The organism is Streptomyces sp. NPDC048751 (assembly GCF_043198595.1).
In the GTDB taxonomy this organism is placed as follows: Bacteria; Actinomycetota; Actinomycetes; order Streptomycetales; family Streptomycetaceae; genus Streptomyces.
Window position 1 is genome coordinate 36,247 of the sequence record NZ_JBICUX010000008.1, and the last position, 18,872, is coordinate 55,118.

General features: G+C 72.6%; 16 protein-coding genes. 8 read left to right on the forward strand and 8 right to left on the reverse strand.

What is annotated here, in order from left to right; genetic code table 11:
- The first annotated feature begins 73 nt into the window (after positions 1-73).
- Positions 74-1,555, forward strand: coding sequence for a ribosome biogenesis GTPase Der (gene der / locus ACGFNV_RS25035; RefSeq protein ID WP_393625227.1), 1,482 nt, complete (start codon positions 74-76; stop codon positions 1,553-1,555).
- Positions 1,556-1,612: 57 nt separating this feature from the next.
- Here der and ACGFNV_RS25040 read toward each other — a convergent pair whose 3' ends face one another.
- Complete coding sequence (locus tag ACGFNV_RS25040; RefSeq protein WP_393625228.1) at positions 1,613-2,035, reverse strand: hypothetical protein; 423 nt, start codon at positions 2,033-2,035, stop codon at positions 1,613-1,615.
- A 72-nt stretch (positions 2,036-2,107) separates the two neighbouring features.
- Positions 2,108-2,890 carry a hypothetical protein gene (locus ACGFNV_RS25045; RefSeq protein WP_393625229.1) on the reverse strand — a complete coding sequence of 261 codons (783 nt, stop codon included), beginning with the start codon at positions 2,888-2,890 and terminating at the stop codon, positions 2,108-2,110.
- A 517-nt stretch (positions 2,891-3,407) separates the two neighbouring features.
- Here ACGFNV_RS25045 and ACGFNV_RS25050 point away from each other — a divergent pair.
- On the forward strand, positions 3,408-4,115 hold the full coding sequence (locus ACGFNV_RS25050; RefSeq protein ID WP_393625230.1) for a transglycosylase family protein: 708 nt from the start codon (positions 3,408-3,410) through the stop codon (positions 4,113-4,115).
- Between the two features lie 88 nt (positions 4,116-4,203).
- Here ACGFNV_RS25050 and ACGFNV_RS25055 read toward each other — a convergent pair whose 3' ends face one another.
- Genes ACGFNV_RS25055 through ACGFNV_RS25065 form a run of 3 tightly spaced genes read right to left on the reverse strand, consistent with a single transcriptional unit; the run spans position 4,204 to position 8,479 of the window.
- Positions 4,204-4,869 (reverse strand): ATP-binding cassette domain-containing protein, encoded by a 666-nt coding sequence (locus tag ACGFNV_RS25055; RefSeq protein WP_393625231.1) that lies wholly within the window; start codon positions 4,867-4,869, stop codon positions 4,204-4,206.
- A complete protein-coding gene (locus ACGFNV_RS25060) occupies positions 4,866-7,967 on the reverse strand; it encodes an ATP-binding cassette domain-containing protein (protein WP_393625232.1) in 3,102 nt (1,033 codons plus the stop codon). The genes ACGFNV_RS25055 and ACGFNV_RS25060 overlap by 4 nt, the downstream gene beginning before the upstream one ends.
- On the reverse strand, positions 7,967-8,479 hold the full coding sequence (locus ACGFNV_RS25065; protein WP_393625233.1) for a hypothetical protein: 513 nt from the start codon (positions 8,477-8,479) through the stop codon (positions 7,967-7,969). The genes ACGFNV_RS25060 and ACGFNV_RS25065 overlap by 1 nt, the downstream gene beginning before the upstream one ends.
- Before the next feature lie 134 nt (positions 8,480-8,613).
- Here ACGFNV_RS25065 and ACGFNV_RS25070 point away from each other — a divergent pair, with 134 nt between their 5' ends.
- The 4 genes from ACGFNV_RS25070 (at position 8,614) to ACGFNV_RS25085 (ending at position 12,230) form a co-directional block, all read left to right on the forward strand.
- On the forward strand, positions 8,614-9,177 hold the full coding sequence (locus tag ACGFNV_RS25070) for a hypothetical protein (RefSeq protein ID WP_393625234.1): 564 nt from the start codon (positions 8,614-8,616) through the stop codon (positions 9,175-9,177).
- Positions 9,146-10,444, forward strand: coding sequence for an ABC transporter substrate-binding protein (locus ACGFNV_RS25075; protein WP_393625235.1), 1,299 nt, complete (start codon positions 9,146-9,148; stop codon positions 10,442-10,444). Before ACGFNV_RS25070 ends, ACGFNV_RS25075 begins: the two co-directional genes overlap by 32 nt.
- Before the next feature lie 228 nt (positions 10,445-10,672).
- The gene (locus ACGFNV_RS25080) at positions 10,673-11,674 is read left to right on the forward strand and encodes a helix-turn-helix transcriptional regulator (protein WP_393625236.1); all 1,002 of its coding nucleotides are present in this window, start codon (positions 10,673-10,675) and stop codon (positions 11,672-11,674) included.
- A gap of 340 nt (positions 11,675-12,014) precedes the next feature.
- Positions 12,015-12,230 carry an I78 family peptidase inhibitor gene (locus ACGFNV_RS25085; protein WP_133929245.1) on the forward strand — a complete coding sequence of 72 codons (216 nt, stop codon included), beginning with the start codon at positions 12,015-12,017 and terminating at the stop codon, positions 12,228-12,230.
- A gap of 96 nt (positions 12,231-12,326) precedes the next feature.
- Here ACGFNV_RS25085 and ACGFNV_RS25090 read toward each other — a convergent pair whose 3' ends face one another.
- The gene (locus ACGFNV_RS25090) at positions 12,327-13,382 is read right to left on the reverse strand and encodes a phosphatase PAP2 family protein (protein WP_393625237.1); all 1,056 of its coding nucleotides are present in this window, start codon (positions 13,380-13,382) and stop codon (positions 12,327-12,329) included.
- A 228-nt stretch (positions 13,383-13,610) separates the two neighbouring features.
- Entirely contained in the window at positions 13,611-14,831 is a 1,221-nt protein-coding gene (locus tag ACGFNV_RS25095; RefSeq protein ID WP_393625238.1) for a mannosyltransferase family protein, read from the reverse strand.
- A gap of 314 nt (positions 14,832-15,145) precedes the next feature.
- Here ACGFNV_RS25095 and ACGFNV_RS25100 point away from each other — a divergent pair, with 314 nt between their 5' ends.
- Positions 15,146-16,750 carry an MFS transporter gene (locus ACGFNV_RS25100; RefSeq protein ID WP_393625239.1) on the forward strand — a complete coding sequence of 535 codons (1,605 nt, stop codon included), beginning with the start codon at positions 15,146-15,148 and terminating at the stop codon, positions 16,748-16,750.
- A gap of 135 nt (positions 16,751-16,885) precedes the next feature.
- Here ACGFNV_RS25100 and ACGFNV_RS25105 read toward each other — a convergent pair whose 3' ends face one another.
- Positions 16,886-17,323, reverse strand: a complete 438-nt coding sequence (locus tag ACGFNV_RS25105; protein ID WP_393625240.1) for a cell division protein SepF — start codon at positions 17,321-17,323, stop codon at positions 16,886-16,888.
- Positions 17,324-17,632: 309 nt separating this feature from the next.
- Here ACGFNV_RS25105 and ACGFNV_RS25110 point away from each other — a divergent pair, with 309 nt between their 5' ends.
- Positions 17,633-18,862, forward strand: a complete 1,230-nt coding sequence (locus tag ACGFNV_RS25110) for a DUF5685 family protein (RefSeq protein WP_393625241.1) — start codon at positions 17,633-17,635, stop codon at positions 18,860-18,862.
- Positions 18,863-18,872: the final 10 nt, after the last annotated feature.

Below are 18,872 nucleotides of genomic sequence, written 5' to 3' on the forward strand. Positions count from 1 at the left end.
ATGAGTAGTGGATCGACCCGGGGAATCCGGGCGTTCCACCGATCACCACGATGAACGACGAGGTACGGACTTCATGAACGACCACATCCAGCCCGAGGGCTCGGCCGAGCACGAGCACGACCACGGGGCGCTCGGCGACGCCGAGTACGCGGAGTTCATGGAGCTCGCCGCGGAAGAGGGCTTCGACCTCGAGGACGTCGAGGGTGCCATCGAGGAGGCCGGCCACGGGCCGTTGCCCGTACTCGCCGTCGTCGGCCGGCCCAATGTCGGCAAGTCGACCCTCGTCAACCGCATCATCGGCCGCCGCGAGGCGGTCGTCGAGGACAAGCCCGGCGTCACCCGCGACCGCGTCACCTACGAGGCCGAGTGGGCGGGCCGCCGCTTCAAGGTCGTCGACACCGGCGGCTGGGAGCAGGACGTCCTCGGCATCGACGCCTCCGTGGCCGCGCAGGCCGAGTACGCCATCGAGGCCGCCGACGCCGTCGTGTTCGTCGTCGACGCCAAGGTCGGCGCGACCGACACCGACGAGGCGGTCGTACGGCTGCTGCGCAAGGCCGGCAAGCCGGTGGTGCTGTGCGCCAACAAGGTCGACGGCCCGAGCGGCGAGGCCGACGCGGCGTACCTGTGGTCCCTGGGCCTGGGCGAGCCGCACCCGGTCTCCGCGCTGCACGGCCGTGGCACCGGCGACATGCTGGACGCCGTCCTGGAGGCGCTGCCGGAGGCGCCCGAGCAGAGCTTCGGCGCCGCGATCGGCGGCCCGCGCCGCATCGCCCTCATCGGCCGCCCGAACGTCGGCAAGTCCTCGCTGCTGAACAAGGTGGCGGGCGAGGAGCGCGTCGTCGTCAACGAACTCGCCGGCACCACCCGCGACCCGGTCGACGAGCTCATCGAACTCGGCGGCGTGACCTGGAAGTTCGTCGACACCGCCGGCATCCGCAAGCGGGTCCACCTCCAGCAGGGCGCCGACTACTACGCCTCGCTGCGCACCGCGGCCGCCGTCGAGAAGGCCGAGCTGGCGGTCATCCTGATCGACGCCTCCGAGTCCATCTCGGTCCAGGACCAGCGCATCGTCACCATGGCCGTCGAGGCGGGCCGCGCGGTCGTCCTGGCGTTCAACAAGTGGGACACCCTCGACGAGGAGCGCCGCTACTACCTGGAGCGGGAGATCGAGACCGAGCTCGGCCAGGTCGCCTGGGCGCCCCGGGTGAACGTCTCGGCGCGCACCGGCCGGCACATGGAGAAGCTGGTCCCGGCGATCGAGACGGCCCTGGCCGGCTGGGAGACCCGGGTTCCGACGGGCCGTCTGAACGCCTTCCTCGGCGAGCTGGTCGCCGCCCACCCGCACCCCATCCGGGGCGGCAAGCAGCCGCGCATCCTGTTCGGCACCCAGGCCGGCACCAAGCCGCCGCGGTTCGTGCTCTTCGCCTCCGGCTTCATCGAGGCGGGCTACCGGCGCTTCATCGAGCGCCGGCTGCGCGAGGAGTTCAGCTTCGAGGGGACGCCGATCCACATCTCGGTGCGGGTGCGCGAGAAGCGCGGCGCGAAGAGGAAGTAACGCGGACAGTGAAGAGGGGCGGCCCGACGGGCCGCCCCTCTTCACTGTCCTCCTGCTTCACTGGCCCCTTCGAGGGCCCGGCGGCAGCGCCGGGATGTGGTGCATCGTGGGGTGCTGTTGCGCGGGCTGACCGGGCTGCCCGAGCTGTCCGACGCGCTGCCACTGCGGCTGCTGCCCCGAGGAGCCGCCGTGCCGCGCGCTGTGCGCTCCCGCGCTGTAGGCGCTGTAGGAGCTGCTGAACGTCCCCGAGCGGTGTTCCACGTACGAGCCCGTGCTGTACGGGATGTTCCCGAACGCGGTGAACCCCAGCCCCTCCTCGCCGCTGCGATCACCCGGCAGCGAGCGGTACGACTTGACGTACTCCGCGTAGAGCGCGTCGTAGATCGGCGTGGCCGATGGGCCCCCTTGAGGATCCTGACCCGGTCGCGCGGAAGGGATCGACTGCAAGGAGGGGCGGCGAGGAACGTCGTATGCGTGCACGTATGTCCAAACGACCCCGAACTGGAAGAGATGCGGCTGCGGAGTGCCGCGTTAAGGCGGGGGGGGCTGTGCTCAGGTCCCCGCGAGAGGCAGCGCCGCTCCGACCAGCTGTCCGTTGGCCGCGGCCTTGTCCAGTGCGTCCCGCAGCAGGTCCTCACGCGGCTGGCGACCGATCGACCCGACCGGTGCGGCGAACATCAGCACCTGCTGGTGCTTGTTGGCGGCCGCGCGCCACCCCTCCGTCACCTGGAGCGGCTGGTGGGCCTGCCACCAGGCGACCGGCTGGCTGCCGTGCGCACCCGGCTGGAGCACCGCGTGCAGCTGCCCCATCGCGAGCAGCACCGACCAGCCGTGCTGGACGGGCGGTACGGAGCTCAGCTCGGACAGCGGCATGAAGCCCTGCTCGATCAGCAGCGGCAGGAAGTCGTCGCCCGCGCCGGTCGTGCCGGGGCGCACCACCGGCGCGGTGGGCTCGACGACCAGGGCGGGGTGCAACTCCCCGGCGATCAGGACGAGTCCGCTGGTCACGCCGAGGACGGCCTGCTCGGGCACGATCTTGTCGGGCTCCAGGTCGACGGTGTCGCCGCTGATGGAGCGGACGGCGCCCTGCAGCTGCTCCTCGGTGACCTGGACGACCTGCGAGGGCAGGCAGCCGGCGTGGGCGAAGGCGAGGACGGCGGTCTCCTCGCCGATGAACAGGACGGTGCTGGTCCGCTCGTGCTCGGAGTCGCCCGGGGTGCGGCAGGACGTGCAGTCGTAACTGCCCGGGGCGTTCTCTCCGGCGAGCAGCCGGTCGGCTTCTTCGTTGCCGATCTCGGCGCGTACCTCGTCGCTGACGTCGAGCATGCGCGGCACGGGTGGCTCCCTCGGATGTGGTGCGTCGGCGAGGCCGGGTGGTCCCCGGCTCATGAAGAAGACAACGGGCGATCTGTGGCCAGGGTCACGCTGTATGACGAACGGAATCGAACCACCGGCCGCGGATGGTCACGATGTGTGCGGAATCGGGCACTCATTGTCAAGTAACGGGAAGGTCACGGAAGTTGGCTCCGTGAGCTGGCTCACTGTTTACCCGAGCCGCTACCCGACAAATGGCGGAATACGCGCATGAAGTGGGTGTTTCAATTCTCTCGCTACCCGCGGTAACAGCCAAGTGACCTGCGACAACGGGGAGTTGGTTGATAACGGCTCGTCAGGATCCATAGATTGCTCCGCCGTGTGCAGCGAGCACCGCTCGGGTACGTCCGCCGACCGCGCAGAGCCAACACCGCGCAGCACGACCGTCGGCGGGCGGGACGGAGCGCCACCCCCACGTCGACGCGTGGAGGCAGCGCCCCGACCAGGGGGAAGCCCGGGTTTGCAGAGAGGGATCTTCATGTCCGAATGTGCCGATAACAGCCGCACCACCAAGGCTCGTACGACGGCGGTCCTCGCCGGGGCGGCCCTGCTGGCCCCGCTCGGACTGCTGGCCGCCACCGGCAACGCCGCGGCGGCGGACAGCGGCGTGTGGGACCGCATCGCCCAGTGCGAGAGCGGCGGCAACTGGCACATCAACACCGGCAACGGCTACTACGGAGGACTCCAGTTCTCCGCGGGTACCTGGCGCGCGTACGGCGGCACCGCCTACGCGTCCACCGCCGACCAGGCCAGCAAGGCACAGCAGATCTCCGTCGCCACCAAGGTCCAGCGGGCCCAGGGGTGGGGCGCGTGGCCGACGTGTTCGGCACGGGCGGGAGCGTCCGGCGGGGCACCGGCGGCGTCGTCCGGATCGAGCTCGGGTTCGGGATCGAGCTCGGGTTCGGGATCGGGTTCGGGTGTGAGCTCCGGTTCGGCTTCCAGGTCGGGTTCGGGCTCGGGGTCCACCAACGCGGCGCCCTCGACGTCGTCGAAGACGGCCGAGCGGTCGTCGGTGCACACCAACCGCGGTTCCTCCCGCGGTGACTACACCGTCCGCCAGGGCGACACGCTGGGCGAGATCGCCGCCCGGCACGGGACGACCTGGCAGCAGGTCTACGCGGCCAACAAGTCCGTCATCGGCGGTGATCCCAACCTGATCGTGCCCGGGCAGCGCCTGGCATTCTGAGCCACCTTCCTGGGTCTCCCGGGGACGAAGGGCCCCGCCCGGTCGACAGGGCGGGGCCCGGCGTGTGTGCGGGCCGGGACCGAGCGCCTCACCCCCGCCCTTCCCGACGCTTCCACTCGCCCGCCTCTCCGGCGAACACGACGGCCCCGCGCCGCAGTTCGTACACGAACGCCGGGTGGTCGCGCAGGGCCGGTGGAAGTCGTTGCCCGGCGACGACCACGCAGGCGTCGAGGGAGCCCAGCAGTTCGTACGTACGGGCCGCGACCGCGGGCGCCATGCCCTGGGCGGGCTCGTCGACGAGGACCACGCGAGCGTGGGCCAGCACGGCTCGGGAGAGGGCGAGCATGCGCTGCTCGCCGCCGGAGAGGGTGCCGGCGCGGCGCGGGAGAAGCGGCTCCAACTGTGGGTAGGCGACGAGGGCGGATTCGTGGGTGAGTCCGTGCGCGGCGGCGGCGAGGTCGAGGTTCTCGCGGACGGTGAGGGAGCCGAACACGGCCCGCCGCTCGGGGACCAGGCACAGTCCCCGCCGCGCCCGCTCGAACGCGGGCGTCCGGCTCACGTCCGCGCCGTCCCACACCACCGCACCGCCGGACAGCGGCACGGTCCCGGCCAGCGCGCGCAGGGCGGTCGTACGGCCGGAGCCGTTGCGGCCCAGCAGTACGGTCAGGCCTCGGCCGGGGACGGCGAGGGTGACGCCGTGCAGGGCTTCCAGGGGGCCGTAGCGCACGCGCGCGTGGCGCAGGGAGAGGGTCATGCGGTCTCCCGCGCGCGGAGGGTGTCGAGGACGTGGGCGGGCGGCCCGGAGAGCACGATCCGGCCCGCAGTCATCACGTGCACGACATCGGCGAGGTCGGTGACCAGGTCCAGGTCGTGCTCGACGACGAGCAGGGCGGTTCCGTCGGCGGCCAGGGCCCTCAGCACGCGGGCCAGCGCCCTCACCTCGGCGGTGTCGAGTCCGGCGGCGGGCTCGTCGAGCAGCAGTACGGCCGGGCCGCCCGCGACGGCCCGGGCCAGCTCGACGCGGCGCAGGGTGCCGGTCGGCAGCCCGGCGGCGGGCAGAGCGCGGGTCGGTCCGTCCAGCGCGAGCAGCCTGAGCGCCCGCTCCACGGCGGCCGGGTCCACGAGCCGCCCCTGCTCGGCGCCGACGCGGACGTTCTCGGCCACGGTCAGCGACGGGAACACGGCCAACTGCTGGAACGTCCGGGCGATCCCGAGCCGGGTCCTCGCGTGCGCGGGCAGCCGTGTGATGTCCCGCCCACCCAGCAGCACCTGCCCGCGCGCGGGACGCAGTGTCCCGGCCAGACAGTGGAACAACGTGCTCTTCCCGGCCCCGTTCGGCCCGACCACAGCGGTGACCTGCCCCGGTCGCACATCGAGATCCACACCGTCGAGAGCGACGAAGCCGCCGTACCGCGCGCGGAGCCTGCGAGCGACCAGGAGCGGGGAGCCGGCGGTGCGGCGCGGACGCGGCCGTGCCCCGGCGGGGGTGGCGGGGATGGGGTGGAGCTGCTGGGCTGGACGGCCTGGGCTGGGGAGCGGTGACCGGACCGGCTCGGCTTGGCCGCCGGGTCCGGAGGGAGCCCGCGGGGCGGTCGGCCTGGGCCGGGCCGTCGGGGCGCGGTCCAATTCTCCGGGGGTCGACTGTGAGTCATGGGGTGTGTCGAGGTCCCGCGGTGGGCTCGGGGGCTGGGCCCGCGCCTTCCGCCGTGCGTCTGTGTCGCCACGCTCTGGACGTTGGCGGGTGTCCTCGGCCGGACGTCGGCGGGTGTCTTCGGCCGGGCGGTGGCGGGCTGCCTCCTCGGTTGGGTGGTGCCGGGTCTGCTCGGTTGGGTGGCGGGCTGCCTCCTCGGCCGGGCGGTGCCGGGATTTCTCGGCCGGGCGGCGCGCCGCCCCCTCGGCCGGGCGGTGCCGGCCCCCCTCTGTCAGGTGGCGTTCGGACACGGCGGCTCGCGGGGTCCTCGCTTCCGTTGCCGTGGGGCCGCGCTCCGGCACGAGCTCCGCCGGGCGCAGACTCGCCCGCACACGGACCCCGAGCGGCGTGAGGCCCGTCGTCCGGCGCAGGCGCAGTCTCCGGGTCGCCGTGCGCAGGGCTTCGTACGGGCCGTCGGGGAAGCGGCCCACCGACACCGCCAGCACACCGACCAGGGCCGCCGCCACACCACCGCGCGCGCCCGCGTCGAGGCCCACCAGCAGGGCGGCCGCGGCGAGGGCGCCGAGGGTGTTGTCGGCGCCGAGGACGACGACCGCGGCGAACCAGAGGAGGGAGCGGACGGGGTCGTAGGCGGCGGGGTCGAAGGCGCGCAGGCCCATGCCGAGCATGGCGCCGCCGAGGGCGGCGAGGGCGGCACCCGCGACGAAGGCGAGGAGTTTGAGGGAGGGGACGCGGACACCCGCCGCCGACGCCCCCGGCTCGTGGTCCCGCATGGCCGCGAGGGCCCGGCCGGTACGGCCCCGGCGCAGCGCGTGCGTCGCCAGCAGCGCGGCCGCGAGGAGGGCCAGCTCCATGACGTAGTACGCGCGGTCCCCGTCGAAGCCCGCCGGGCGGTCCAGCAGGAGGCCGTGCGTGGCGTACGGCTGGGCGAACACGAAGCGGCTCACCGCGACACCGACCGCGAAGGTCGCCAGGGCGAGCGCCAGGCCCCGGCGGCGGATCGCAGGCCAGCCGGTGAGCAGGCCGAGGGGCGCCACGAGGAGCACCGCCACCGCCAGCGCCGCCAGTTCGGGCAGGCGGGGCAGGCCCGGGAAGCGGCCCGCCGCCAGCAGCGCCGTGAAGAGGGCGCCCAGGCCGGCGTACGCGGCCTGCCCCAAGGAGATCTGACCGCCGCGGCCGGTGACGACCACCAGGGACAGCAGGATCACGCCCAGCGCCGGCACCTGGACGGACGTGTGCAGGTCCGTGCCCGCGAAGCCCAGCGGGAGCAGGAACAGCACGACGGCCACGAGCCAGGCGCCCGGCGGGGTCGGCACGCGCGCGACGGCCGTGCGCGGCAGCGCGTCGCGCGTGCCGATGCCCGGCAGGACGAGGGCGGCGACCAGCAGGGCCACCACGAAGAGGTTCGCGCCGACCGCCTGGAGCAGTGGTTCGCCCCAGCCGGAGGGGTGCAGCCGCGTCAGCTGGCTCTGCGCCACCCCGATGCCCAGCGCGGTGACCACCGCGACCGGCAGGCTCCGCATCCGCGCGGCCACGGCGACCGCGACCACCTCCATGACGAGCAGCGGCAGCCCGTACGGGTCCAGGCGTACGTAGGGCGCCAGCAGCACACCCGTGAGCCCCGCCGTGAACGCGCCGAACGCCCAGCCCGCCGCGGCCACCCGGTCCGCGTCGATCCCGCCGAGCACGGCCAGCTCCCGGTCGTCCACGACGGCCCGCAGCTCCCGCCCGAACCGAGTCCACCGGATCATCGCCCCCACACCGGCCGCCAGCACGAACACCACCGCCAGCTGCCCCCACGGGTCCGCCGACACCAGCTCCGGCACGTCGTCGCGGGCCCCCTGCCCCCACACCAGCGCCGCCCCGCCCACCAGCAGGACGAACACCCCGAGGGAGGCCACCAGCGTCTGCGCCGGATCACCGCCCAGGACCGCGGTCGGACGGAAGACGAACCGTTCCAGCAGCACCCCGACGGCAGGCGCCACGACCAGCAGCGTCACGGCCGCCCCGAGCCACAGCGGCCACCCCCACACGACCACGCACTGCCGCAGCAGGTACGCGCACACCATCGCGATCGCCCCGTGCGCGAAGTTGAGCACACCGGTCGCGCGGTAGGTCACGACCAGGCCGATCCCGGTGAGCGCGGCGGCGGCGCCCACCGAGAGACCGGCGAGCGTGAGGTCGTACGTCAGCGAGGACATCAGTCGTCCGCGGAGTCGGGCTCGCAGATCGGGCAAGGGCCGAGGTCACCGGTCGCCAGCAGCCTGCCGTCCACCGGCACCGCCTCCGCCTTCCCCGCCACCAACGGGCAGTCCGCGCGATGCCACAGCGTGCCGCCCGGCACCATCCGCAGCTCCCCGCTGACCGCGACCGGCGCGGTCGCGGCCCCTCCGGACTCGTCGGTGTCGGAGGAGGAAGCGGGTTCGGCGGCCACGAGCAGGCCGTACAGCTCCTCCACGCGGGCAGCGGCGAGCGCGCCCCGCCCGTGGGTGAGCAGGACCGCCCCGGCGATGATCAGCGCGGCGCCGGGCACCGTGCAGGAGGCGAGATAGGGCAGCTGCCGTGCGGCGTAGCGCTCGCCGGAGACGCCGTACCAGCCGATGACGCACAGCACCGCGCCGGCCGCGAGCGCGATCCATCCGGCCCACAGGACCGGGTGCTGGGTCCACGGGCGGGCGGTCCGCCTCGTTGGCGGCGTAGGCGTCGTTGGCATGTCCGGCTCCCGCACGTCGTGTGCTGCGCATGTGCCTGTCCATGGCGGCCGATGGCTTGCACTATGCCCTCTGTGAGCTGACCCTGAAAGCACCGGGCGTTCATCGCCCGGACCGACACCCGGTGGTGAGCCAGATGGTTCTCGGGAGCGACCTCAGGCGGGGGAACGCACGGCGGGGGAGCGGCCCACGGGCGGCGGGACCGGGCACGGCGCTGGCGGCCGCTCTGGTCCTCCTTCTCGCCCCGGCCCTGGCGGCCTGCAGCGACGACAACGGCGGCGGCAGCGAGAGCACGCCCACCAGGACGAGGTCCGCGCAGACGGCCACGGCGCCCGCCGATCCCGCGGCCGCCGAGCAGGAGATCAGGCAGAGCTGGGAGAAGTTCTTCGACCCCGCCACCCCGCTGGAGGAGAAACAGGCCCTCCTGGAGCACGGCGACCGGATGGCGCCGGTGCTCCAGGCGTTCAGCGGTGACGAGCGCGGCAGGCAGGTCCAGGCGAAGGTCCAGAAGGTGGAGTTCACCAAGGCGACCGAGGCGAACGTGACGTACACACTGCTGCTGAAGGGCGCCACCGCCCTGCCGAACGCCGCCGGCACGTCCGTCGAGGAGGGCGGCACCTGGAAGGTGTCCGTCCGCGTGCTGTGCGCACTGGTCCAGATGAGCGGCGATGCCTCGCAGTCGCCGATACCGGGCTGCTGAGACGGCGCTCGCGGCGCTGCTGCTCGTCCTGGGCACCGCCTGCGGCAGCCGCCTGCCGGAGAGCGACTTCGAGGACCACACGCGCGTGCCCGCACCGAACACACCGACCGCGCGGGCCGTCCGGGTCGGCATCATCACCAGCGTCACCAGCCCGGTCGGCGGCGCCGCCTTCACCGGCCCCCGCGACGGCGCCAGGGCCTGGTTCGACCGCCTCAACGCGCGCGGGGGCGTCGACGGCCGCCGCGTCGAGGCGCGGCTGTGCGACGACGGCGGCAGCGGCGTGGGCAACAACACCTGCGTGCACCGGCTGATCGACGAGGACAAGGTCGTCGCCCTGGTCGCCACCACGGCCCTCGACTACGCGGGCGCCCCCCGCGTCTCCCACGCGCGCGTGCCCGACATCGGCGGCCAGCCCATCGGCGCCGCCTACGACACCTATCCGCACCTCTACGGCATCTACGGCAGCCTCGCGCCCCGCGCCGGCACTCCGGGCTGGGACGGCAGGCTGTACGGCGGCACCGAGGTCTACCGCTACTTCAAGCGTGAGCACGGGGCCCGCACGGCCGCCGTCGTCTCCTACAACCAGTCCGCGTCCGCCTCCTACGCCCGGCTCGTCGAGCGGGGCCTGAGAGCCGAGGGGTACAAGGTGGTCACCGAGCAGGTCGACTTCGCCCTGCCCAACTTCCGCGCGGTCGCCGCCGACCTGAAGGACCGGGGCGCCGACCTCGTCCTCGACGCCCTCGACACGCACGGCAACGCCCAGCTGTGCGAGGCGATGGACGAGGTCGGCGCGGATGTCGTCGCCAAGGTGACGAACGTGCAGAACTGGACGTCCACCGTCCCCGACGACTACAAGGGCTCCCCGCGCTGCCGCAACGCCCTGTGGGCGACGGGAAGCAGCCGCGACTACGAGGACACCTCCCACCCCGCCGTACGGGAGTTCCGGGACGCCACCGAGGGCCTGAAGACCCACTCCCAGTGGCAGTTGGAAGGCTGGGCGGCGGCGAAGTGGTTCACGGACGCGGCGCGCTCCTGTGCGCGCACGGGCATCACGCGCGCGTGTGTCGACGCCTACATGAACCGCAGCGAGGGTTTCACCGCCGGCGGACTGCTGATCCCCGTACGGTTCGAGAGGCTCCCCGAGCCGCCGGAGCGCCGTAGGACATGTCTGTCGGTGGCGCGTTGGCAGGACGGCCGGGGATGGGTCGCGCAAGGGGACATGAACAGCACCTGCTTCGACGTGCCGCAACTGCCCTACGAGCCCTGACGATCAAGGACATCCGATCGACCAAAGCCGATCGACCAAAGCCGATCGACCAAAGCCGATCGACCAAAGCCGATCGACCAAAGCCGGTCGACGACAGCCGGTCGACGACAGCCGGTCGAGGAAAGCCGGTCGAGGAAAGCCGGTCGAGGAAAGCCGGTCGAGGACAGCCGATCGAGGACAGCCGATCGAGGACAGCCCCTGTCCGCGACCGCTGGCAGACTCGGGCCCATGTTGGAGACCTCCGCACGACTGCTGCGCCTGCTCTCACTGCTCCAGGCCCACCGCGAGTGGTCCGGCGCCGATCTCGCCGAACGGCTCGGCGTCACCGCGCGCACCATACGCCGGGACGTGGACCGGCTGCGCGAGCTGGGGTACCCCGTCAACGCCAGCCCCGGCACGGGCGGCGGCTACCAACTGGGCGCGGGGGCGGAGCTGCCGCCGCTGCTCCTCGACGACGACGAGGCGGTCGCCGTCGCCGTCGGACTGCGCACGGCCGCCGGGCAGGGCATCGACGGCATCGGCGAGACCTCCGTACGCGCGCTGGCCAAGCTGGAGCAGGTGCTGCCCAGCAGGTTGCGCCGCCGCGTGGGCGCCCTGAACGCCTTCACCGTGCCCATGCTGCGCAACACCCTGCCCTCCAACGTCGACCCCGCCGTCCTGACCGAGCTGGCCAACCTCTGCCGCGACGCCGAACGGCTGCGCTTCGAGTACCGCGACCACGACGGCGCCTCCACCCGGCGCACGGTCGAGCCGCACCGCCTGGTGTGCACCGAGCGCCGCTGGTACCTGGTCGCCTGGGACCTCGACCGCGACGACTGGCGTACGTTCCGCGTCGACCGCGTCACGCCCAGGCCGCCGCACGGCCCGCGCTTCGAGCCGCGCGAGCCGCCCGCCGAGGACCTCGCCGCCTATGTCTCCCGGGGCGTCTCGACGCGCGCGTACGCCTCGCACGCGGTCGTCCGGCTGCTGGTGCCCCTGGAGGTGGCGGCCGAGCGGGTCTCCCCGTCGGCCGGGACGCTGGAGGCGGACGGCGAGGACGCCTGCGTCCTGCGCGCCGGGGCCCCGAACCTCGACGTCATGGTGATCCACGTGATGATGATGGGCTTCCCCTTCGAGGTGCTGGAGCCCGTCGAACTCGTGGAGTCGATCAGGACGGTTCGTGACCGCCTCGATGCCGCTCTGGCCCGGACCGCGGAGCATCCCCAGCGCCGGCGCGAGCTCCGGTCATGAGGCGCGCACGCCGCACGCTCCGGCGGGACGGCGTACGGAGATTATGTGGCGGATCCGTGTATTTCCTACGCGCCGTCAGCCCTGACGATCATGCGAGGAAAGGGAATGGAACAAGGGCCGGGTGCGGTTCTCGGGGCGCTTTCCGCCCGGTTATTCGGCGGGCGGTCGCGACACGCGGAAATTCGGCCTGAAAGCGCGCGGAAGGCGTCCGGAACCGCTCGTACGCGTGACGGAGTTGGGCCGAAACGCGTGTCGTGGTCCTGTGACAGAAGTGTGACCGGAGTGATCCAGAACGCCTGCCCGACTTCCCCGGTCGGCGACCACGGCCTAGCGTGGCCGCATGGCACCGATTCCCACTCCACCAGCGGAGCCCCAGGACAATCCGGACGGGTACGTCGGCCTCGAGGCCGCGCGGGCGGAGCAGCTCGCGCGGGAGCGGGGGTGGTCGACGGTGCGTGCGCTGCCGCCGGGGACGATCATCACCATGGAGTACCGCGTGGGACGGCTGAACTTCGAGGTGGAGGACGGCCGCGTGGCGCGGGCCTGGAAGGGCTGAGACAGCTGACACGAAGGCCCCGGTTCCTGTGTCCAGGAGACGGGGCCTTCGTCGTGCGGGGGTGGGCTGTGCGTACCGGTCCCGCGGTCGTGGGCGTCAGCCGCCGGTGAGAGGCCGGGCCGCGGACGCGGCCGTGCCGCGCGGGAGGCGGTCGGGGTGCGGAGGCCGGCGGCTGCCGACCGGGGTGACCGGCGTACGCTCCGAGCGCACGGCGTGCGGGCCCGGCGCGAGGTAGACCGGGGCTCTGGGCGAGCGGGCCGCGGTGGACGTCTCGCGCGCCGCGGTGGACGTGTCGCGAGCCGCCAGGGCCTCCTCCTCGGCGGTGGCCCGCGGCTTGAGCAGGATCGGCGAGGTGACCGAGGAGGTCGGCGCGGGCACCGGTGCCGTACCGCTGTGACGGGTGCGCCAGCGGTCGCGCAGGTCGAGGATCCCGACCTCGGCGCGGGCGATCAGCGGCTCGAACCACGGCAGCGCCAGCAGGACCAGCAGACCCGCGGCCCAGCCCAGCAGGACGTCGCTCAGCCAGTGCGTACCGAGGTAGACGGTGGCCATCCCGACGCCGAGCGAGGTCACCGCGGACAGTGCCGACAGCCAGCGGCGCGCTCTCGGGGTGGAGGCCAGATAGGCCAGGATGCCCCAGGTCACCACGGCGTTGGCGGTGTGGCCGCTGGGAAATATATCGCCGCCCAGGCCCATCTCGTTGGAGCCGATCGTGGTCGCGTAGTGCGGGCCGAGACGGCCCATGCCGATCTTGGCGGCGCCGACCGTGATGTTCAGCAGCAGCAGCGACGTGCCCAGGGTGAGCAGCGGGCGGAGGGTGTGCTGGCGCCAGGAGCGCCAGCCCAGCCAGGCCGCGACCATCACGGCCGTCGGGCCGCGCTGGCCGAGCACCACGTAGTAGTCCACGAACCAGTGGATCCCGGACCACTGCTGGTAGGGCCGGAAGAACATGACCTGCCAGTCGAGACGGACCAGCCACGAGGTGATGACCACGAGCCACACGATCGCCAGGTAGAAGGACAGAGTCCCGGCGAGCAGAGCGACCCGGTGCCGGCTCATCCTCGGCATGTCCAGGTGGACCGGTCGTTCCGGCTCACGGTCCAGTCTCGCGAACACCCGGTCCAGACGGGTGAGGTTTCGTTCGGTACGCACCCAATCGACGTTACAGCGAGTGAGCTCAGTTCCCGGGCGAATCCACGGGTTTGTGATGACGATGTGATGTGGGATTGCTCTCAGCGAGCGGTTTAATTCCGAGGAATCCGTAATGCCGGAAGGCTGTTCCCTTCAATTCCTTTGATCATCCTGTGCGAGTAGTTTTGGCTACCTTATGAATTCGTTCACCGAATCATGGGATGGAATTACCCTGGCGATCATGCGTGATCATGGCGGACCGGAACCGTTCAGCCACAGCGCCCCGTACACCGCCGACGCCACCGCGACCGATCCCAGGACCAGCGCTGACCTGCGGGGACGCAGCCGGGACAGGGCGAGGGCAAGGGGCAGCAGGAGGGGGAAGGCGGGCAGCAGCAGGCGCGGTTTCGAGCCGAAGTAGCTTGACGCGCACAGGGCGAGTGCGGTGACGACCCCCGCGTACACCAGCAGCGGGAGCGGCTGGCGCTGCCGGACGCAGACGACGTAGAGCCGGACCACGAGGCCGACGCCGACGATCAGTCCCAGGCCCGCGAGAGCCCCCGGGACCGACGTGAACTTGTCGGCGACGAAGCGGGCGAAGGCGTAACCGCCGTCGAAGCCGTTGCGCCAGCCCGCCTGGACGTCGAGGTAGCCGAGCGGACCTCCGCCGGTGCGGTGGCCGACCCACAGGACGTATCCGGCGGCGCCGAGGGGGGCGAGGAGGAGGGCGAGAGTGCGCCGCCCGCGCCGAGCGCGCTGTTCCGTCCGGTCGCCGAGGAGCGGGGAGGCGTGTTCCTCGGCTCGCGCGCCGGGTGCCGGCGCCGTGCTTCGGTCTCGCACGAACGAGGTGATGCCCGCCGCCCACACCGCCGCCACGACGGCCAGCCCCACCGGCCGCGTCAGCCCGCACAGAGACGCCAGCACCCCGGCGGTCACCCAGCGGCCGGTGAGGAGGGCGTAGAGCGCCCAGGCTGCGAGGGCCGTGAACAGTGACTCGCTGTACGCCATCGACTGCACGATCCCGACCGGCAGCACGGCCCACAGCAGCACCGCGCACACCCCCGCCCGGCGCCCGTACACGTGGTCGGCGACCGCGAAGACGCCCCAGGCCGCGGCGAGCGAGGCGATCAGGCTGACGACGAAGCCCCCGTCGGCGTACGACAGCGGGGTCACCGCGTGCAGCAGCCGCTCCAGCCAGGGCAGCAGCGGGAAGAACGCGAGATTGGAGTGCACGTCGCCGTTGGGCAGCCGCACCTCGTAGCCGTACCCCAGCTCGGCGACCCGCGTGTACCACAGCGCGTCCCACCGAGCGGTCAGCAGCGTGTACGCGCTCTTGCCGCGCCCGGCGCTCCACAGGGCCAGCACGAGCAGCCCCAGAGCTCGCACGGCCGCGTACCCGAGGAGCGCCGGGGCGGCCCGGCGCAGGGCCCCGGCACCGGGCGGTGCCTCGCGCGCTTCAAGATCGGTCACGGGCTCGATTATCGACCCGCGCGGAAACCGGACGGTACGTCGGGGAGCGACGACCGCCCGAACCAGCAGGTGGAAGAGGTGTGGAAGTGCTGCGGAGGGGCGGCGGGGGAGCTGTACGGGAGTGGTGTACGCCACACAGGTTCCGCCCAAGTGTGAGAGGTCCGCCACGTGACGCCGCCGAGGACTCGCGTACGCTGACGTGTCACTCGCCGTTCGTTGCGCGGGCCGGAGACCACCGCTCCTCTCCGGCCGAAGTCGCGGGGAACCCCCCACCCCGCGAGCCCGCCGAACGCGACACCCTGGGAGGTACGTACATGTCCGGGACGACCACGGCTGCCGCCGCGCTGCGCCGCCGGGCGGCCGGGGCCGGTGCCAACCGCTGGGTCGTACTCGTCGTCCTCTGCGTCAGCCTGCTACTGGTCGCCGTCGACGCGACCGTGCTGCACGTGGCGGTGCCCGCCGTCACCGAGGACCTCAGGCCCGGCGGCATAGAGCTGCTCTGGATCGTCGACACCTATCCCCTCGTCTGCGCCTCGCTGCTGATCCTGTTCGGCACGCTCGGCGACAAGGTCGGCCGCAGACGGATCCTGCTCCTCGGCTACGCCCTGTTCGGCGTCGCCTCCGCGCTCGCCGCCTTCGCACCGGACGCCCGGACCCTGATCCTGGCCCGGGGGCTGCTCGGTGTGGGCGGCGCGATGATCATGCCCGCGACGCTGTCGATCCTGCGGCAGGTCTTCCCCGACCGGCGCGAGCGGGCGCTCGCGATCGGTCTCTGGAGCGCGGTGGCCGCGGTCGGCGCGGCCGTCGGGCCGCTGCTGGGCGGCTTCCTGCTCGAACACTTCTGGTGGGGGTCGGTCTTCCTCGTCAACATCCCGCTGATGCTGGTCAGCCTGCCGGTGGGCCGGCTGCTGCTGCCCGAGTCGACGGGTGACGGGCGGGGGCCGTGGGACGTCGTCGGCGCGCTGATGGCGGCGCTCGGGCTGTTCGGTGTGGTGCTGGGCGTGAAGCGGCTCGGCGGCGGGGAGCCCGCGGGCAGTGTCTTCACCGTGCTGCCGCTGGTGGTGGGCGCGACCCTGATCGTTCTCTTCGTACGACGTCAGCGACGCCGGGCGCATCCGCTGGTGGACCTGCGGATGTTCGCGCGGCCGGCGTTCAGTACGTCGGTGGGCTGCATCGTGCTGGCGATGCTGGCGCTGGTGGGTCTCGAGCTGATCGCGGCGCAGTACCTGCAGCTGGTGCTGGGGCTGTCGCCGCTGGAGACCGGGTTGCGGTTGCTGCCGCTGACCATCGCGGCGATGGCGGCCGGGCTGGCCGGTGCGCGGATGCTACGGCGGTTCGGGCCGCGCCGGATGGTGTGCTTCGGGTTCTGCCTCACGGCGGTCGCGGTGCTGCTGCTGACCGCGATGGGCGCGTCGGACAACGCCGGGCTGATGCTGTCCGGGTTCGTGCTGCTGGGGTTCGGGCTCGAGACGACGCTGTTCGGGGCGTACGAGTCGATGCTGAGCGAGGCACCGCCGGAGCAGGCCGGTGGGGCCGCGGCGATCGGGGAGACGTCGTACCAGCTCGGTGCCGGGATCGGGATCGCGCTGCTCGGCACGGTGATGAACGCGGCGTACGCGCCCGGCTTGTCCTCCGTTCCCGGGGTCCCGGAGTCGGCGTCGCGGGCGGCCGGGCATTCGCTGGGGGAGGCCTATGAGGTGGCCGGGCAGTTGGGGGGCTCCGCCGGGGTCGCCCTGCGTCAGACCGCGCGGGAGTGCTTCGTGCACGGGCTGCATGTGACGCTGCTCGTGAGTGCGGGGCTGTTGCTGCTGGGAGCGGTGATGGCGCTGCGGTTGCCGCGGGTCATGCACTGCGAGTCCCCCGCCGCTGTGGAGGTGCCTGCGCCCCGGGAGGTCGCGGAGTCCCGCGTCTCGGTGTGAGAGCGGCCGACTCCGACGTCTTCACCGTCGAGACGCACCAGCTCGTGCTGGGGCAGGACGCTCACCGAGCTCGACGCCTCCACTGGCGCCTGCTGCCGACCCCGGAGGGGGGCAGGGCCGGTGAGCGGCCCTGCCTCAGCTCTGGTTGAAGAAGCCGTCCGTCCGGTGGGGAGCCGCCTCCCCGTTGACGATCTCCGTGTCGGCGGGGGTCAGCAGGAACACTCGGGTGGACACGCGCTCGATCGAGCCGCGCAGGCCGAAGATCAGCCCGGCCGCGAAGTCGACGACACGCTTGGCGTCGCCGGCATCCATGGCCGTGAGGTTCATGATGACGGGAACGCCCTCGCGGAACATCTCGCCGATGGCCCGAGCATCCCGGAAGCTGTCCGGGGTGACCGTGCCGATCCGACGGCCCTTTTCCTCGGCCGTGTCCGTGGCGACCTTCACCCGGGGGTCGGTGACCCAGGCGTCCCCGGAGTCGGTCCCCTCGGAGTAGTCGTCGTCGTAGTAACGCTCGTCATCGTTGTCGTCGACGAGGCCAAGCCAGGCACTCGCCTTGCGCACCGATCCCATGGACGCCTCCTCTCACAGCGGTCTTTCTTGCTTCCGCATCCCTATGGTCATCCATGATGCGGACGGCGCGCCAAGTGGATAGACGCCGCGCGGGGGGTTTGTGACGGTACTGGTGCACAGCCGATCCGTCGAGAGTCCGTGTGCCCCAAGGCTCCCGCCGTACACAGCTGCTGACTGTGAGTGAAATATGATTTCTCCTGGCGTATGGGTGATGGGTGAGGCGTACGGGTGAGCGGGGCGGCCACCGCGACATGACAACTGGCCGTTACGATGCGGATCCAAACGTCGTACGAGCCACGGGGGATCGTCGTGTTCGGAATGGTCAGGCCCTGCACTCATCGCCTGGGGGACGGGCTCAAGGCCCAGTGGATGGCGCATTTGTGCGGCCTGTGTCTCGCTCTTCGCTCCGACCACGGGCAGCTCGCCCGGGTCGTGACCAACTACGACGGCCTTTTGATCTCGGTTTTGACGGAGGCTCAGGCCGACCGGACCCACGGTGACGTGGGGTGGCGGCGTACGGCCGGACCGTGCGCGTTGCGCGGGATGCGTACCGCGTCCGTCGCCCACGGTGAGGGGGCGCGGCTCGCGGCCGCCGTCTCCCTGGTGCTCGCCTCCGCCAAGGTGCGCGACCATGTCGCCGACGGTGACGGACTGCTGGCACGCCGGCCGGTCGCGGTCGCCGCCCGCAGGGTCGCGCGGAGCTGGGGGCGCGCGGGCGCCCGGAGCGGATCGGCCGTCGGGTTCGACACCGACCTGCTCGTCGACGCCGTCGACCGGCAGGTCGGCATCGAGACGCTCGCCGGGCTCGGGACGCCGATCCTGACCGTCACCGAACCGACCGAGACCGCGACCGCCGCGGCCTTCGCGCACACCGCCGTCCTCGCGGGACGCCCGCACAACGCCGAGCCGCTCGCCGACGCCGGGCGCCTCTTCGGCCGGCTCGCGCATCTCCTGGACGCCGTGGAGGACCAAGCGGCCGACGCCGAGTCGGGCGCGTGGAACCCGCTCACCGCGACCGGCACCTCGCGCGCCGAGGCCCGGCGGCTCGCCGACGACGCCCTGCACGGGATCCGGCTCGCGCTGCGCGAGGTCGACTTCGCGGACGCGAAGCTCGCGCACCTGCTGCTCGTCCACGAACTGCGCCGCTCGGTGGACCGGGCCTTCGGCACCGTCCCGATGTGCGCCTTGCACCAGCCCGGCCCCTACGGACAGCCGCCGCAGCAGGGTCCCTACGGTCCGCCGCAGCAGCCGTACGGCGGCGGTAACCCCTACGGCGGCGGAAACCCGTACGGCAGCGGCGGAGGCTCCCGCGACGGCGGCGGGTTCGGTGGTTTCGGCGGCGGGCCCGCGCCCGAGCCGCCGAAGGGGCGCCGTGGGTTCTGGGCGGGCTGCGGGATGTTCTGGTTGCTGTGCTGCACCTGCAAACTGTGCTGCGCCGAGCAGTACGAGGGGCCGTGGTCGCGGAAGAAGCGGGAGGGCTGCTGCCGCGACTGCGACTGTGACGGCTGCGACTGCTGCTGCCCCTGCGACGGCTGCTGACCGGACGTCA

Excerpts from the sequence above, each read along its gene's own strand:
- der (WP_393625227.1), top strand. The coding sequence starts at position 74 with ATGAACGACCACATCCAGCCCGAGGGCTCGGCCGAGCACGAGCACGAC.
- ACGFNV_RS25050 (WP_393625230.1), top strand. The coding sequence starts at position 3,408 with ATGTCCGAATGTGCCGATAACAGCCGCACCACCAAGGCTCGTACGACG.
- ACGFNV_RS25055 (WP_393625231.1), bottom strand. The coding sequence starts at position 4,869 with ATGACCCTCTCCCTGCGCCACGCGCGCGTGCGCTACGGCCCCCTGGAA.
- ACGFNV_RS25060 (WP_393625232.1), bottom strand. The coding sequence starts at position 7,967 with ATGTCCTCGCTGACGTACGACCTCACGCTCGCCGGTCTCTCGGTGGGC.
- ACGFNV_RS25065 (WP_393625233.1), bottom strand. The coding sequence starts at position 8,479 with ATGCCAACGACGCCTACGCCGCCAACGAGGCGGACCGCCCGCCCGTGG.
- ACGFNV_RS25070 (WP_393625234.1), top strand. The coding sequence starts at position 8,614 with ATGGTTCTCGGGAGCGACCTCAGGCGGGGGAACGCACGGCGGGGGAGC.
- ACGFNV_RS25075 (WP_393625235.1), top strand. The coding sequence starts at position 9,146 with ATGCCTCGCAGTCGCCGATACCGGGCTGCTGAGACGGCGCTCGCGGCG.
- ACGFNV_RS25080 (WP_393625236.1), top strand. The coding sequence starts at position 10,673 with ATGTTGGAGACCTCCGCACGACTGCTGCGCCTGCTCTCACTGCTCCAG.
- ACGFNV_RS25085 (WP_133929245.1), top strand. The coding sequence starts at position 12,015 with ATGGCACCGATTCCCACTCCACCAGCGGAGCCCCAGGACAATCCGGAC.
- ACGFNV_RS25100 (WP_393625239.1), top strand. The coding sequence starts at position 15,146 with ATGTCCGGGACGACCACGGCTGCCGCCGCGCTGCGCCGCCGGGCGGCC.
- ACGFNV_RS25105 (WP_393625240.1), bottom strand. The coding sequence starts at position 17,323 with ATGGGATCGGTGCGCAAGGCGAGTGCCTGGCTTGGCCTCGTCGACGAC.